General features: G+C 38.7%; 22 protein-coding genes. 17 read left to right on the top strand and 5 right to left on the bottom strand.

Translation table 11 applies throughout. The annotated features are described in order from the left end of the window. The first annotated feature begins 9 nt into the window (after positions 1–9). The 5 genes from AC3WTB_RS04085 to spxA all read left to right on the top strand — a co-directional run bounded on the left by AC3WTB_RS04085 (position 10) and on the right by spxA (position 3,707). A complete protein-coding gene (locus AC3WTB_RS04085) occupies positions 10–1,089 on the top strand; it encodes an ABC transporter ATP-binding protein (protein WP_064498299.1) in 1,080 nt (359 codons plus the stop codon). Between the two features lies 1 nt (position 1,090). Further along, positions 1,091–2,011 carry an ABC transporter ATP-binding protein gene (locus AC3WTB_RS04080; RefSeq protein ID WP_024425041.1) on the top strand — a complete coding sequence of 307 codons (921 nt, stop codon included), beginning with the start codon at positions 1,091–1,093 and terminating at the stop codon, positions 2,009–2,011. Between the two features lie 103 nt (positions 2,012–2,114). After that, positions 2,115–2,402: a hypothetical protein gene (locus tag AC3WTB_RS04075; protein ID WP_492333365.1), complete on the top strand. Its 288-nt coding sequence runs from the start codon at positions 2,115–2,117 to the stop codon at positions 2,400–2,402. A 137-nt stretch (positions 2,403–2,539) separates the two neighbouring features. Beyond that, positions 2,540–3,118 (top strand): GNAT family N-acetyltransferase, encoded by a 579-nt coding sequence (locus AC3WTB_RS04070; RefSeq protein WP_024425040.1) that lies wholly within the window; start codon positions 2,540–2,542, stop codon positions 3,116–3,118. A 193-nt stretch (positions 3,119–3,311) separates the two neighbouring features. Further along, the gene (gene spxA / locus AC3WTB_RS04065) at positions 3,312–3,707 is read left to right on the top strand and encodes a transcriptional regulator SpxA (RefSeq protein ID WP_003211421.1); all 396 of its coding nucleotides are present in this window, start codon (positions 3,312–3,314) and stop codon (positions 3,705–3,707) included. 39 nt (positions 3,708–3,746) lie between these two features. Here spxA and AC3WTB_RS04060 read toward each other — a convergent pair whose 3' ends face one another. The 5 genes from AC3WTB_RS04060 to AC3WTB_RS04040 form a co-directional block, all read right to left on the bottom strand. After that, the gene (locus tag AC3WTB_RS04060; RefSeq protein ID WP_064498301.1) at positions 3,747–4,412 is read right to left on the bottom strand and encodes a TerC family protein; all 666 of its coding nucleotides are present in this window, start codon (positions 4,410–4,412) and stop codon (positions 3,747–3,749) included. A gap of 230 nt (positions 4,413–4,642) precedes the next feature. Then, positions 4,643–5,839 carry a site-specific integrase gene (locus AC3WTB_RS04055; protein ID WP_492333364.1) on the bottom strand — a complete coding sequence of 399 codons (1,197 nt, stop codon included), beginning with the start codon at positions 5,837–5,839 and terminating at the stop codon, positions 4,643–4,645. A gap of 4 nt (positions 5,840–5,843) precedes the next feature. Continuing rightward, on the bottom strand, positions 5,844–6,323 hold the full coding sequence (locus tag AC3WTB_RS04050) for an ImmA/IrrE family metallo-endopeptidase (protein ID WP_492333363.1): 480 nt from the start codon (positions 6,321–6,323) through the stop codon (positions 5,844–5,846). Between the two features lie 460 nt (positions 6,324–6,783). Continuing rightward, the gene (locus AC3WTB_RS04045) at positions 6,784–7,347 is read right to left on the bottom strand and encodes a DUF4352 domain-containing protein (protein ID WP_492333362.1); all 564 of its coding nucleotides are present in this window, start codon (positions 7,345–7,347) and stop codon (positions 6,784–6,786) included. A gap of 304 nt (positions 7,348–7,651) precedes the next feature. Beyond that, entirely contained in the window at positions 7,652–8,035 is a 384-nt protein-coding gene (locus AC3WTB_RS04040; protein ID WP_211063162.1) for a helix-turn-helix domain-containing protein, read from the bottom strand. 167 nt (positions 8,036–8,202) lie between these two features. On the opposite strand from AC3WTB_RS04040, the gene AC3WTB_RS04035 reads away from it, so the two are divergent. The 12 genes from AC3WTB_RS04035 to AC3WTB_RS03980 all read left to right on the top strand — a co-directional run bounded on the left by AC3WTB_RS04035 (position 8,203) and on the right by AC3WTB_RS03980 (position 14,611). Further along, complete coding sequence (locus AC3WTB_RS04035; protein ID WP_492333361.1) at positions 8,203–8,445, top strand: helix-turn-helix transcriptional regulator; 243 nt, start codon at positions 8,203–8,205, stop codon at positions 8,443–8,445. Between the two features lie 12 nt (positions 8,446–8,457). Next, positions 8,458–8,772: a hypothetical protein gene (locus tag AC3WTB_RS04030; protein ID WP_024720071.1), complete on the top strand. Its 315-nt coding sequence runs from the start codon at positions 8,458–8,460 to the stop codon at positions 8,770–8,772. After that, positions 8,769–9,515 carry a Rha family transcriptional regulator gene (locus AC3WTB_RS04025; protein ID WP_024720072.1) on the top strand — a complete coding sequence of 249 codons (747 nt, stop codon included), beginning with the start codon at positions 8,769–8,771 and terminating at the stop codon, positions 9,513–9,515. The genes AC3WTB_RS04030 and AC3WTB_RS04025 overlap by 4 nt, the downstream gene beginning before the upstream one ends. Before the next feature lie 58 nt (positions 9,516–9,573). Next, positions 9,574–10,143, top strand: a complete 570-nt coding sequence (locus AC3WTB_RS04020) for a helix-turn-helix domain-containing protein (protein ID WP_284724883.1) — start codon at positions 9,574–9,576, stop codon at positions 10,141–10,143. Then, on the top strand, positions 10,140–10,424 hold the full coding sequence (locus tag AC3WTB_RS04015; RefSeq protein WP_492333360.1) for a YqaH family protein: 285 nt from the start codon (positions 10,140–10,142) through the stop codon (positions 10,422–10,424). The genes AC3WTB_RS04020 and AC3WTB_RS04015 overlap by 4 nt, the downstream gene beginning before the upstream one ends. Positions 10,425–10,629: 205 nt before the next feature. After that, the gene (locus tag AC3WTB_RS04010; RefSeq protein ID WP_492333359.1) at positions 10,630–10,917 is read left to right on the top strand and encodes a hypothetical protein; all 288 of its coding nucleotides are present in this window, start codon (positions 10,630–10,632) and stop codon (positions 10,915–10,917) included. Next, positions 10,910–11,089, top strand: a complete 180-nt coding sequence (locus AC3WTB_RS04005) for a YjzJ family protein (protein ID WP_492333358.1) — start codon at positions 10,910–10,912, stop codon at positions 11,087–11,089. Before AC3WTB_RS04010 ends, AC3WTB_RS04005 begins: the two co-directional genes overlap by 8 nt. After that, positions 11,089–11,982: a hypothetical protein gene (locus AC3WTB_RS04000; RefSeq protein WP_492333357.1), complete on the top strand. Its 894-nt coding sequence runs from the start codon at positions 11,089–11,091 to the stop codon at positions 11,980–11,982. The genes AC3WTB_RS04005 and AC3WTB_RS04000 overlap by 1 nt, the downstream gene beginning before the upstream one ends. Next, positions 11,954–12,751 carry a PD-(D/E)XK nuclease-like domain-containing protein gene (locus AC3WTB_RS03995; protein WP_492333356.1) on the top strand — a complete coding sequence of 266 codons (798 nt, stop codon included), beginning with the start codon at positions 11,954–11,956 and terminating at the stop codon, positions 12,749–12,751. The genes AC3WTB_RS04000 and AC3WTB_RS03995 overlap by 29 nt, the downstream gene beginning before the upstream one ends. A gap of 188 nt (positions 12,752–12,939) precedes the next feature. Beyond that, on the top strand, positions 12,940–13,602 hold the full coding sequence (locus tag AC3WTB_RS03990; RefSeq protein ID WP_492333355.1) for a DnaD domain protein: 663 nt from the start codon (positions 12,940–12,942) through the stop codon (positions 13,600–13,602). Then, positions 13,505–14,434 carry a DnaA ATPase domain-containing protein gene (locus AC3WTB_RS03985; RefSeq protein ID WP_335351097.1) on the top strand — a complete coding sequence of 310 codons (930 nt, stop codon included), beginning with the start codon at positions 13,505–13,507 and terminating at the stop codon, positions 14,432–14,434. Before AC3WTB_RS03990 ends, AC3WTB_RS03985 begins: the two co-directional genes overlap by 98 nt. After that, positions 14,435–14,611, top strand: coding sequence for a hypothetical protein (locus AC3WTB_RS03980; protein WP_492333354.1), 177 nt, complete (start codon positions 14,435–14,437; stop codon positions 14,609–14,611). Positions 14,612–14,693 lie beyond the last annotated feature (82 nt).

Below are 14,693 nucleotides of genomic sequence, written 5' to 3'. Positions count from 1 at the left end.
GTGATTAGGATGGAACGTGAACGTATTCTAGAGGTGAAAGACCTTGCAATCTCATTTAAAACATATGGTGGAGAAGTTCAAGCCATTCGTGGTGTGAACTTCCACTTAAATAAAGGCGAGACACTTGCTATTGTAGGTGAATCTGGCTCTGGTAAAAGTGTGACATCACAAGCGATCATGAGACTAATTCCGATGCCGCCGGGTTATTTCAAGCGCGGACAGATCCTGTTTGATGGCCAAGATATTGTCAAGAAAACCGAGAAACAAATGCAAACCATTCGAGGAAAAGACATCTCAATGATCTTCCAAGATCCGATGACGTCTTTGAATCCAACGATGAAAGTCGGGAAGCAAATTACAGAAGTGCTGTTCAAGCATGAACAAATTTCAAAAGAAGCGGCTGAAAAAAGAGCCATTGAACTATTGGAGCTTGTAGGAATTCCAATGCCTGAAAAAAGAATCAAACAATATCCGCACGAATTTAGTGGCGGGATGAGACAAAGGGTTGTCATCGCCATGGCGCTTGCAGCAGATCCAAAGCTGTTGATTGCTGATGAGCCGACGACTGCACTTGATGTAACAATTCAAGCACAAATTTTAGAATTAATGAAAGAAATTCAGAAAAAGGTTGACACTTCGATTATCTTTATTACGCATGATCTAGGTGTTGTGGCCAACGTCGCTGATCGTGTAGCTGTTATGTATGCAGGACAGATTGTGGAGACAGGGACTGTTGATGAAATTTTCTACAATCCAAAGCATCCGTATACATGGGGACTTTTAGCATCAATGCCGAGTCTTGACACTGATGGTGGAGAAGAAGGAAAGCTGACTGCCATTCCAGGAACACCACCAGATCTGACAAACCCGCCGAAAGGAGATGCATTTGCACTCCGCAGCGATTATGCAATGAAAATTGACTTCGAACAAGAACCGCCAATGTTCAAAGTATCAGATACGCATTATGTGAAATCATGGCTACTTCATCCGAATGCACCTAAAGTTGAACCGCCTGCTTCTGTAAAGGCGAGAATGCGTGAACTAGAAGGTAGCTACGAAAAACCTGTATTAGTAAAAGAGGGTGAATAGCATGGCAGAAAAACTGTTAGAAATCAAAAATTTGAAGCAGCATTTCCATACAGCAAGAGGAACTGTGAAAGCAGTTGATGGGGTTTCATTTGATATTTACAAAGGTGAAACGCTTGGTCTTGTAGGTGAGTCTGGTTGTGGTAAATCCACTACGGGTCGTTCAATCATTAGACTTTATGATGCGACAGATGGTGAAGTTCTTTATAAAGGGGAAAATGTACACGGGAAGAAATCAAGACAAAAAATGCTTGAATTCAACCGTCAAATGCAGATGATCTTCCAAGATCCATATGCTTCACTCAATCCTAGAATGACAGTGCTTGATATCATTGCAGAGGGCATCGACATTCATGGTCTTGCGAAAACAAAACAGGCGCGTAAAGAGCGTGTGTATCAATTACTTGAAACTGTTGGATTGAACAAAGAGCATGCGAACAGATACCCACATGAATTCTCAGGCGGTCAAAGACAGCGTATCGGAATTGCACGTGCATTAGCAGTAGAGCCTGATTTCATCATCGCCGATGAACCAATCTCTGCATTAGACGTGTCGATCCAAGCGCAGGTCGTCAACTTATTGAAAGAGCTTCAAGAGGAAAAAGGTTTAACGTACTTATTCATTGCCCATGACCTGTCCATGGTAAAATACATCAGCGATCGTATCGGCGTGATGTATTTCGGAAAATTGGTTGAGCTGGCACCAGCGAATGAATTATACGAAAACCCGCTTCACCCATACACAAAATCATTATTGTCTGCGATTCCGCTTCCAGATCCTGATTATGAGCGTAACCGTAAACGAATCAAGTATGATCCATCTGTTCACAAAGGAACAAACACCGAGTTCCGTGAAGTAAAGCCAGGTCACTTTGTGAGCTGCACAGAGGAAGAATTCAAAGAGCTTCAGGCGAAACAATCATAAGAAGAGAGAAGCACTGCTAATGCAGTGCTTCTTTTTTTATTTTACAAAAAAACAAGGTGATGGTAATTTTTAGTTAAGTACAAGCAGAACCGGAGGAAATCAAATGTCCAATTGGAAAACCTATCGTTATTCAATGCTTCATGTTCTCATTGTATTCATACTATTTTCAACGTCTTTTTTCAGGAAGCCAAACGGAGGCAAGTGGATGCTCTTGTTTATGGCGCTCATTGGGATTGTGTCTTTTTCAGTGGAATATATGCTTAACCGAAAGACAAGGGGGCAGAAGCAAGAAGCACGGCGCGTAAAATATCTTTATTTCATCATGTTTCAAATCACGATGACACTGATCTTGTTTGTCTGTATACAACTCGTCATGAATCGTTCGTTATAAAACTTTTTTTACGTTAATTGAAAAAAAGTGAAACTACTGAAGACTTTGCTGCGTCTTACTAGTACAGGCGTTTAAATAGCAGGAAATCGGGAATATCTAAGGAAGTGGTTCTTAACTATAGCATAAGGAGCAGATCCATGAATTGGTATGAAAAGCTCAGTGAATACTTCCCGATAGAAGAAATGAAGTCAAAAGAGCATATGGAAGCTTTATTAAAGGAAAGAAGTGATATTTATCATAAGGAGGAAGGACCTCATCATGTGATGATGTACGCCGAATTTGATTCTTTCATCTTTATTGATTATTTATTTGTTTCCAAAGATGCAAGAGGTGAAGGCCTCGGATCAAAGCTGATCCATAAACTGAAGGAAAAAAAGAAACCGATCTTGCTTGAAGTCGAGCCTGTAGATGAAGATGATGCAGATACTGCAAAACGCCTAAAGTTTTACCAAAGAGAGCACTTCAAGCATGCAGAATCAATCGGTTATAAACGCAGGTCACTTGCAACAAATGAAGTGAACCGCATGGAAATTCTTTATTGGTCGCCTCTTACAAACCATGAGGAAGAGATCATGGAAGCTATGAGGAAGACCTATGAACGAATCCATACGTATAAAGATGAAGAATGGTATGGACAATCGTATGAGGATGTTGATGATGTATTGAAGATCATTGAAAATAGAAAGCAAAAAAATATTTTCGATCATCTCGACTAAATGAGAATGTTCTGACATCAAGCAGCACCACAAAATGAATGAAATTGTCTAGTTTTTGTCACAAAAATTGCAAGAAAATCTGTTCACACTTACTTTTTTATAGTATAATCACTATAAAGATTACTTATTTAGAACAATTTTAATTTAAGAATACAGATCAATATTCATTCTACAAATTGAGGAGTGAAGATTTATGGTAACATTATACACATCACCAAGCTGTACATCATGTAGAAAAGCAAGAGCGTGGTTAGAAGAGCACAATATCCCGTATCAAGAGAGAAATATTTTTTCTGAGCCTCTTTCAATCGATGAAATCAAAGAAATTCTTCGAATGACAGAAGACGGTACAGACGAAATTATCTCAACACGTTCAAAAGTATTCCAAAAACTAAATGTCAATGTTGAGACAATGCCGCTTCAACAATTGTATAAACTAATCAATGAGCATCCAGGTCTTTTACGTCGTCCAATTATCTTGGATGAAAAAAGATTACAAGTTGGGTACAATGAAGATGAAATTAGACGTTTCTTGCCAAGAACCGTTCGTACATTCCAACTTAGAGAAGCTCAGCGACTTGCTAACTAATATAAACACGAAAAGCTGCCGATCATTTGGCAGCTTTTTTTATTTGGTTTCAGCCGTTTGTTCGTAAAAGAGACTGGCTAATATGACCACTATGACGGTTAAGAACGGAAGCAACAATTCAAGCGTGGCATGCTGTGACATAAATTCAGTCAATTTCACATCACGCACAATCATTTCTCCGCCAGTAAAGGCCAAAAGCGCACTTCCTCCGTATAAAAGAAACGGAAATTTGGTCAAAGCTGCATGAATCAGCTTGCTTCCCCAAATAATAATCGGTACAGAAATCATGAGACCAAAAGCGGTCAGAAGCATGTTGCCTTTTGCCGCACCTGCAACTGCGATGACATTATCAAGTGACATAAAGAGGTCGGCAATCACAATGGTTTGCACCGCACGCCAAAGGGAGCCGCTGCTCTTAATCCGAATCGATTCCTTCTTTTGTTCAATTAACAGATTGTATCCTATATAAAGGAGAAAAAGACCGCCAATAAACTGCAAATAAGGGATAGTCAATAAATAAACGGCGGCACCAGTCATTGTAATTCTCATCAGCACGGCTAAAAGTGTGCCGATCCAAATGGCTTTATTGCGTTTATCATGTGATAAATTTCGACTGGCCATTGCAATGATGAGCGCATTATCTCCGCCTAAAATCAGGTCTATGCCAATAATCATCAGTAAGGATACGATCCACTCTGTTTCCATCCATTTCACCTCATGTCCCAAATAGAGCTCGTACAACCAATATATGAAGACAATTCAAATATATGTTTCTGCAAGTTTTCTCTGCAAAAAATGCGTTTTTATTTCTTTTATTCATGTTTTATCATAAAATAGATGATCAAATGTTTTCGATAAATGCTTATAATGCTTAATTTTATAGGGGTTTATGGCTTTAAGAGCGCAAAAAAATCACAGAAAAATAACATTTCTTATTAAGATATCCCTAGATCAAGAAGTTTGCCGAAAGTGGTGCTTACTTTATTGACGGAGTTCTCTTTCATTTTTTTGGTTACGTGCGTGTATACTTGCATTGTAGTTTTCATATCACTATGTCCAACTCTCTCCATTATTGTTGGAATATCAACACCGGCTTCTGTAAGCATACTAATGTGTGTATGTCTAAATATATGAGGACTAGCCTTTTTTGTGATGTTTGTCATTATTAGTATTCGATTCATTCTGGTGCCAATGGTCTGCGGTAAATAGGGGTATCCATTGTCATCACAAAAAAGAAAATTATCATCATTATACATAGAAGAATCTATAGGTGATTCTAATCTTTTTTTGTTTTTTCTCTTTATTAAGGCTTTTAATAGATCAAGTATCTTGTCGTCTAAAGGGATAGTGCGTACTGATCCTGATGTTTTTGGGGGAGTAAGAATGTAATTCTTTCTATTCCCATTATCTGAATAAATTGTTTTCGTGATTCTAATTTCCTTGGTCTCAAACAATACATCATTGACTTTTAAAGCACATAATTCGCCGGACCTCATGCCAGTGAATGCCATTAAAAAAAATCGTTCGACATCCAATTCTAGTCCATACTTTTTTACAGCTCCTAAAAAATCCTCTAGTTCTGCATTTTCAAGGTATTTTTCATCAATGCTGTTATTTTCAATAGCTTCCACTGTCAACCGCTGCTTTTGTATGGCGGCTCTTTTTACGGGGTTATCTTTCAAGAACTGTACTCTTACAGCATAATCAAATATCATACCAGCTGCGGCATGTACTCCTTTAAGTGTATTTAAAGAAAGCTCCTCAGATAATTCATTTAACCCTTTTTGATATAGCCTAGTTGTCAATTTAGCAATATTTAATTTAGCAAATTTCCTATTAAGAATTTTAATTTCAGTTTTTCGGATTCTAAATGTATTATCTTTATTTCCAGATACTCTCATGTAATCTTCTAACCACTCGTTCGCAAGTTTATCAAAAGTCATCTTTTTTACAACAGATTCATCAATTCCGTCTTCTTCTAATGCTGCTATGGCTTTCAGAACTCTTTGTTCTGCTTCTTTTTTTGTTTTCCCTCGTCTGGGTATTTGTTTACGTTTACCGGTGACGGGATCAGGTGGGCCATCCCCAACAGCGAGCCATTTTTTCCCCTTGACTAACTCTTTGAAATGCATCGTTTTACCTCCTAGACAGTTTGTTAAAGTAAATTTTAAGTCTATGCTTAGCAAATTCACAAGTAACTTTGAAAATATCGGCGACAAGTAGCGCTGCTTTGTTTTGATCAGCGGGGAGGCTTAAATTTTTCAGCATGAATGTTGGAATGCAGAAGTGATATGAAAAATAATTCGCCTTGTACTCTTGGTATTGCTTCCATTGAATCGGCATTTCGGCATTGTTGCCGCCTTCAATTAAAATGTGCCATAGTTCATGTGCCAGTTCACATCTTTGTTGAAACGAGTCTGATCTACTATCAATGCTTACAACATAGACACCGCATATCTCAGTCATACAGGTTCGTTTTTCATGTTGCACGATGAAAATATTCATTTTTCGGCATAGTTCTATTAGTTCTAAGTCTGATGGAGAAGTAATCTGTTTACCTCTTAAAAACCTTTCGATCCAGTCTTCTAAATGGCTTTGAGTATATGTGTTTATCATGTGAAGCATCCCCTCCAAATTTACTGCATTAATACTGGATAAAAGTATGGTTTGAAAAACATTTATTGAGGCTGACGACTTATTTTCCAATCATAAAAAGAACGTGTGTTCTGTTTTTTGTTCTAAAAAATAGCCCAGAGTTAAAGGGCTTATTCAGCTTTTTTTAAATCTATGTCTTTAAAAAAGAAGATTGCTGTAAAACTTATGATGATTATTAGAAGAACAATACTTTCTCTTATGTCTGGTCTGTAGAGATATTGATGATAAATCCAGAAGACCGCACCAATGATCAAAAAGAAAAACTGCAAGAAGAAACCAAACATTTTTCATTCTCCTGTTCTGAATAAATTCTTCTAAAAAACCATAATTTGTTTATCTTTTATGATATTTTAATTTCAGTATAAAATCAATATAGAGAATGTACGTTCTTGTTTTTGTTTTAAAAAAGAAGCCCGAAGGCTTACTTAGATAATTTAATTGTACCGGTCTGAGTTCCAAAAACGCCAGTCTGTACTTCTAACTTTAAGTCATTTGCTTCAGCTACTTTTGCTGGGACATCAAAAACAACTTTCCCTTTCATTTCAACATCTGGGTTTAAATCTTGCATTAAAAAACTGTTATCAATAGATCCATCTTCTTTTTGATTAGCAGATATGCTTGCAGTTGAATCAGCTTCATATGTCTTTTCCCCGCGTTTCAACTTGAAGAACGAAGCATCGACCATGATTTTTTCATTTCCTGTATTTTTTAAATCAGCTTCAATGATTAGGTATTTTCCATTCGCTGTTTCTGGAGCAATTGAAGGACCCACTTTTTCAGAAGTTGATTTTGATTTAATGTTGTAGACCATATCACCAACTTTAACATTGGTGTTCATTTTAGCTTCTTTGTTTTTCTTTTTGTCTTCTTTTTTCGTTTCTTTAGATGATTCGCTGTTATTAGTAGACGAAGTGTCTTCTGATCCGCATGCTGCAAGTGCAAATGTTAAACCTAATGCTAAAAACAATACAAGTAATTTTTTCAAAACAAATTCCCCTTTTAACATAATTTTTATATAAACGATCTTTGTCTCTATTTACAGATCGGTATATACTCATTCAATTTTAAACAAATATCGAAAATTTTTACATCCTTACGCAAGATTTATCCTGTAAAAATTACAGCACAACCTTCAGTTGAGAAAAAAAGATTGTAGACTTTACTGTAATTTTTACAGTTGAATGGTCGTTCAATTGAAGGTATTACTGTAATTTTTACAGCAGAACCTTCAGCATTAATTAAACTAAACTAAACATTAATAATAAATATTCCATGTAAGCATTTTTGAATTATTTGTTGCGTTCATTGCTTTTTTTTTCAAGGTGTTCTTTGATGATCTTTTCAAGACCGTCAATCTGTTTTAAAGCATTCACTAGAATTTCATCTTTTTCTTCATCTTCAAAGTCATGTCCGTCAATGGCAGCATAACGAGTGTCAGGTCTTTTATTTATTTCACTTGCTAATTCTTTATAGTGTTCTTCGCCTCTCAATAAGTAATCAATAGAAACATTAAAAAAATCAGCTATTTTAACTAGCATTTCATGATCTGGTTCTCTGCTCCCTTGTTCATAAGAGGCATATGTTGTTCGTGCTATACCCAATTTAGAAGCTACATCTTCTTGATAAAGCTTCTTTGATTTGCGGAGTTCTTTTAAACGGGTTTTAAAATCCATTGATAATCGCCTCACGATTGTTGAGATACCTATATTATAACTACACAATTTGCGTAATTAAACATATGACACAAAAAGAGTAATATATTTAAAAAAGGGGTTTACAATACTCGAAATGCGTAGTATAGTTTATTTAACGACTCATTAAGTGTCATGGAGGTGTTGAAATGAATGTCCAGCCTAGAGAGTGGTTAAGGAAAAAAAGAACTGATAAACAAATGACTCAAGAAGATGTTGCATTGGAAGCAGGAATTGCTAGAACAACCTATGCATCTATTGAACAAGGTGAAAGAAATGCTGGAGTAAAAACAGCAAAGTCTATTTCTAAAGTTCTTGAGTTTGATTGGACTCTTTTTTTTGAAGAGTCATTACACATAACGCGTAGCGGTGACGAACAACACACCGCATAGGAGGTGAAGACAATGTTCACGATGCAGTATGACGAAAAATTCATTGATGCTGTTGCCAACAAGATTGCCGATCGTGCAACAGAAATTCTGACTGAAAGACTATCATCGCTTAACGAGCTTCCAAAAATTCTCACAAGAGAAGAAGCAATGAAGGTTTTACGATGCGGTCCAACTAAAATGGCTGAATTAATGGCTAGACCTGATTTCCCTGTGAATCATGAGTTCGGGAAAAAAATCCCGACCGCCATGTTATTTAAATGGATTGAGAACAACACAAGATGGGTTGAGGACAACACCAAGTATTTCAAGAAAGGAGTTACAGCATGAGCGAACTCGTTTTCGTTGAAGGAAATCAAGTTGTTACAGACAGCCTCACGATCTCAAAAGTTTTTGATAAAAGACATGACTTTGTTTTACGAGACATTGAGGTCCAAATCGAGAAGTTGAAACAAGCTGGTGAAACAGATTTTTCACTCCTCAATTTTGAGGAGTCAACTTATGAGAATGAACGAAAGCGAAAATACCGCAAATACAACTTAACAGAAGATGCTTTTGCTTTGGTTGCTATGTCATATACAACGCCAGCAGCTATGAAAATGAAAATAAGATTCATCAATGAATTTAAGAAAATGAAAAACTACATCCAAGAAATGAATGCTCCTTCTTACATGATTGAAGATCCTGTCAGCCGTGCAAAGCGTTGGATCGCCGAACAAGAAGAGAAGCAACAGTTACAACGAACACTGCAAATTCAAGAACCGCTCGTTAACTTCGCTGAAAGCTGTATGGCCTCAGAAAAGTCGCTATTAGTTCGTGAGGTTGCAAAGCTGGCATCAAAGCAAGGCATCGTCATAGGCGAAAGAAAGCTGTTTCAAAAACTGCGAGATTGGAAAATGATTTTCAGCCAAAAGAACGAGCCTTATCAAGAGTATGTAAACCGTGGTTACTTCGAAATTGCTCAAGGTGTCCGAGAAGTAAATGGTTCATCGAAAGCATGGCTCACAATGAAGATCACGCCAAAGGGACAAGCTTACATCATCAACCGTTTGAAAAAGCAGCAGGCCAGTTGAGCCTGTCCCTTCATTAATATTTTACCAATAAAAATCGAATAAAGAAGGATGGGAACAAATGCAGAACAGCCCGTATAATCAGCGGAATTTACCTGAAATTCTTAGAAAAGTAAGGAAGGAAGCTGGATATTCACAGTATCAGCTAGGCAAATTAATTGGGGGGCGTGATCAGAGAAATGTATCAGACATTGAAAATGGTTATGTCAGACCTACACCTGAATTGTGTATCAACTGGTTCAAAGCATGTGGAGCCTATGAACATATCGATCTCGTACACTACATCTTTAAAATGCATCCGCTTGCTGCAGCACCGATTGATCCCGCCTTGAATAATTGCGCTCATAAGGCCCTGATCAACTTGGTGCAGGAAATGAAAGACGCACAAAAGGCTATCGGTGAGCTTGCAGAGTGGTTAAACAATACCCGCCCGGGCAAGCATGGCGAGCTTCCAATGCAGGCGATAAAACAGATTTATGATCTAACACAGGCAAATAAAACACTCATGTACTCTATGGCGCGTGAATTTGACTTAAAGATTCAAGACCTAACAGAAAAATGGTCGAAAAAAGCCATTGTCGCAGAGGTGGCAATGCACAAAAGACAGGATAGGGAGGCTGTACTAGCATGAGCATGATTGAAAAACAGTTTTTAAGTGATGACGTTTCGAGAGCAAAGACGAAAATTGATTGTGTGAAAGAGCTTTTATATCTTGCTCATCAAGAATTACGTGACGGCAATTACGAAGAAGTGGCAAGTATGGCTGGCAGTATTAGAAACATTAGCGAGGATCTTGTACGGATGAATAACAAGGGGCGCTTAATCAGAACGGCTGAGGAAATACAGAAAAAACACGGTGCACGGCTTGAAGTTGTCACACGTACTGAAAGGACTGAAACCATTGAATATTGAGCATCCGATGGTAACACAGATTAATAGCTTTGGTTATCCGAAAGACTACTGGAAGGACGAAGCGGAGCGCAATGGATATGAAGATGAAGAAGATGAAGACAAATAAAAAAACCCGCTTGGCATAGCGAGTTTTGAAAAGGTGTACTGCTTCGATTAGGTACCGACAGTATACCAAATAATCACATGAAAATCAATGGAGGTATACATGATGGAATTATCAAAAAATCATCTGCAAGTAATGAAAGACATTGGAGAAGGCGCAATAATTTGGGGTTTCATGGAAGCTCACTTATTAAGAGAGGTTCAAGCGTTTGATCCATCATTTGTTAAATTGGTACCGCTTGACGAACTGGAGCAATATGATCCGAGCATTGCTGGCTTAACAGGGGCAGACCAACTTCCTTATTTCGGAGCCGTTCTGACAAGTGATGGTTTTGCCTACCTTGATAGAAATAAAAACAAACTATCTGAAGAAGGTGATTCAGATGAGTAAATTTCAAATCAGCTTTGACCACAGAAGAGAAGCGCAGGAGCGTTTAGAGAAAACAGGCGGTTGGATCGACTACAAAAAAGGGAAGCCGATGTTTAATTTCCCAAATGCTCAAGCAAAACAAAAATACATCCAATTGGGGCAGGCGGCATATCGCAGAAAGGTGGAAATGTAATGAATGGTTTAACCAATATTGATTACTCGAATTATATGCCTCAAGCAAATACAGCACCTTCCGTCACAACAGAAGCAATGGTGAGCAGGCAGGCGCAAGAGGTACAGGCGGCGATGGTGATAGCAAAAAAATTTCCAAGAGACGTCTATGCTGCATTTGAGCGAATTAAGAAAGCATGTGAAAGAAAGCTGTTAGCTGAGAGTGCCGTTTACGAATACCCGAGAGGCGGATCGAAAGTTTCAGGCCCTTCCATTCGTCTTGCTGAGGCATTAGCGCAAAACTGGGGGAACATTGATTACGGAATCATGGAACTCGAACAAAAAGCCGGTGAATCGTCAGTGATGGCGTATGCGTGGGATCTTGAAACGAATACTCGTCAAACAAAAATTTTCACAGTCAAGCACGAGCGGAAGGCAAAGGGAACAATAAATAAGCTTAATGATCCAAGAGATATTTATGAGCTTGTGGCTAATCAGGGTGCCCGCCGTGTTCGTGCCTGCATTCTTGGAGTAATACCGGGAGACATTGTTGATGCAGCAGTCGATATGTGCCAAAAAACGTTGATTAATGGTCACAAAGAGCCTTTAGAAGACCGACTCAGAAATGCCTTCTCTTTATTTAAAAAAGAGTTTGGTGTCACTAAAGAAATGATTGAGGAATATGTCGGCAGTAATGTTGATGCTTTCACTGAACAAGACTTTTTGAAAATCGGAAGGATTTACACTTCCTTACGTGATGGTATGGCAAAGAAGGAAGATTACTTCAATGTCAAAGTCAGCAGCGCAACCAAGTCAAAAGCAGAAGAAGATTTCCAAAAACAGAAAGAACAAAAAGAAAGCAATAAAAAGGCGGGTGATCCTGTAAATGGGGATTCCGGTGATCAATCAAGATAACTATTACTCTAACGAGATAGATAAAGTCTACATGTCTAATTCTCAATATAAAAGTTTCTTAGAGTGTGAGGCGGCTACTATTGCAAAGATTAACGGAGAATGGAAGCCGCCGTCTTCTGAGGCTCTTCTCTTCGGCCAATATGTTCATGCGTGGTTAGAAGGTGAAAAGGCATTCGATTCCTTCAAGATGAATACACCATCATTGTTCACTCAAAAGGGCCAGTTGTACAAGCAATATCAATTGGCTGATCTCATGATTGAATCAATTCAAAATGATGATCTGTGTATGTTTGTTCTTCAAGGAGATAAAGAAGTGATAATCACAGGTGAACTGTTCGGAGTGCCTTGGAAAGGAAAGCTTGATGTGTACAATCCAGCAGGTGGACGCTTTGCTGATCTTAAAACAACACGTTCCCTTCGTGAAAAAGTTTGGGATCAAGAGCTAGGCTATTGTTCATTTGTAGAGGCTTACGGATATATAGGACAAATGGCAATTTATGCAGAGTTAGAAAGGCAAATGTCTAAAAGGGATGAGTGGCTTGAGCCTCTTATCGTTGCCATTTCAAAAGAAGATCCACCAGACAAAGCTGTTATCAACATAGACAATTCCAGAATGGAAGTCGAGCTTGAAGATATTGAGAAGCATATGGAGCGAATCATTCAAGTGAAACATGGCGGTGAGCCGCCAAACCGGTGCGAAAAATGTAAGTATTGCCGTTCCACAAATCAACTAAACAGGATCATTCATTTTTCGGAGCTGATCAGTTGATGGAAAAGGATTTTTTGATAAAGGTCCCTATTCCTTATGCTTACTTGTCTTTATCAGAATCAAGCAAAGATCAAGCCAGTTTGTTTAGGTCATATGTAAAAGACTTCATTAAGAGAAACGAAACTGGGCTTACTTATATCAAAATTAGCGGTATGTATGCCCTATGTAAGTTGAAAGGGCGTGAATAGATGAACTACCTAAAAGAAATAAACGGCTTCATGAGGTTTCTCGAAACAACAGAATTAAAACCTACCACTCAAGCACTGTGGTTTCATCTGATGGACATAAACAACGGTTGCACATGGAAAGAATGGTTCACGGTGCCAAACAGTCGGCTTTATTCTCGGTTAGGAGTTAGCGAAAAGACTATGATTGAACACCGGAAAATCTTGATAGAACATGGCCGTATCGAGTACAAGCCTAGAGGCACTGGGGCGGGCAGTTATCGCATCGTAAGTCTTGAGACTAAAGCAAGCATTGCCCCTGTACCTGATGAAGAACCTGAAAAGCCAAAAGAAGAAAAACCATCACGACAGGAGGACGAGCAACCTATGAACCCATTCGTTTTTTTTGAAAGTCATTTTGGGGGCACATTAAGCCCAATTAATGCCCAAAAAATTGGTCAATTCATTGATGACCACGGAGAAGAAAAAGTGATTGAAGTCATGAAAGAAGCTGTTGAGAAGAACAAAAAATCAATAGGTTGGGTGTCTGCGGTGTTGTACAACCCTATCAACAAAGGAGGCAAGCAAGATGCCAAAGGCAACGCTGGACGAAGTGTTTCAAAGAATGAAGGCAAATCTAAAGTCACGCCAATCTTCGGCACCGGTCGTCTCAGAAGAAACGTATGAATGCGATGAATGCAAGGACAAGGGCATCATCGTGTATCGGATTCACAAAAGTACGGAAGAGCGCATGAAAAAAGAAGGGAAACGCTTTGATCTAGCAGCTCATGAAATGGTGCGAGAAGATGACTTTCTTGCTGGGCGTGTGTGTTCTCCTCAAGAAGCAAAGGAATGGAAGACAACCTTTTCCCGCCAGTGTCCTTGTGTTGCTGAAAGAGCGGCACGAAAGAAGCAAATGAAGCTGATGAGCGCCAGCAACATTTCAGAAGGATTCAGGAAACTAACCTTTAAAAACTTCTCTCTTGAAAAAAAGCCGGATGAGATTAAAGAGCTGTATGACTGTGCTTTTGAATATGCTCAGAAGTTTAAAGAGATCAGAGACACGAGACAAAATAGCATCGCCCTACTTGGGCAGTCAGGTGTGGGGAAAACTCATCTTCTCACAAGTATTTCAAATGGATTCATAGAACGATTTAAATTGTCTGTTATGTATTTCCCTTATCTGGAGGGGATGACCGATTTACGAAAAGATTTTGATGAATTAGCAGCCAAGCTGGAGCTTCTAAAGACCGTAGATGTTTTGTTCATTGATGACCTATTCAAACCCAAAGCGGGCGTACCTCAAGTGACACCGTGGCAGTTCACACAGATACAAGAGATCGTCAACTTTCGTTATTTGAATTATAAGCCAATCATGGTTTCATCTGAACTTGATTTAAACCAGCTCTTGGAGATAGATGAAGCATTTGCAACAAGAATCTATGAAATGGCAAAAAACTACACGGTCACTATCGAAAAGAATATAAAGCTGAATCATCGGCTAGAAGGAGCGGTTTAAATGTGTGAAACATGCAACGGCGAGAAAGTCGTCATAAACGAAAATACTTTTATGGCTGGCTACTATCCATGTCCTGATTGTAACACCACAGGACGTAAGCAAAGCCTAAAGCCAGTCATCGAAATGCTAGATCAAATGTTGGTGAAAGCAAGAGCACTAGAAGGAAAGACAGCATGAAGACGATGGCAGCACTAATCACTATCGCTTTCACGGCATCATCAAGAGAAAGGAAGCTCCTGCAATGGATGCGGGATGACGG

Source organism: Bacillus sp. EB106-04-04-XG123 (assembly GCF_058791855.1).
Note: the sequence above shows the minus strand (reverse complement) of the source record. Positions and strands in the feature narration are given on the sequence as shown.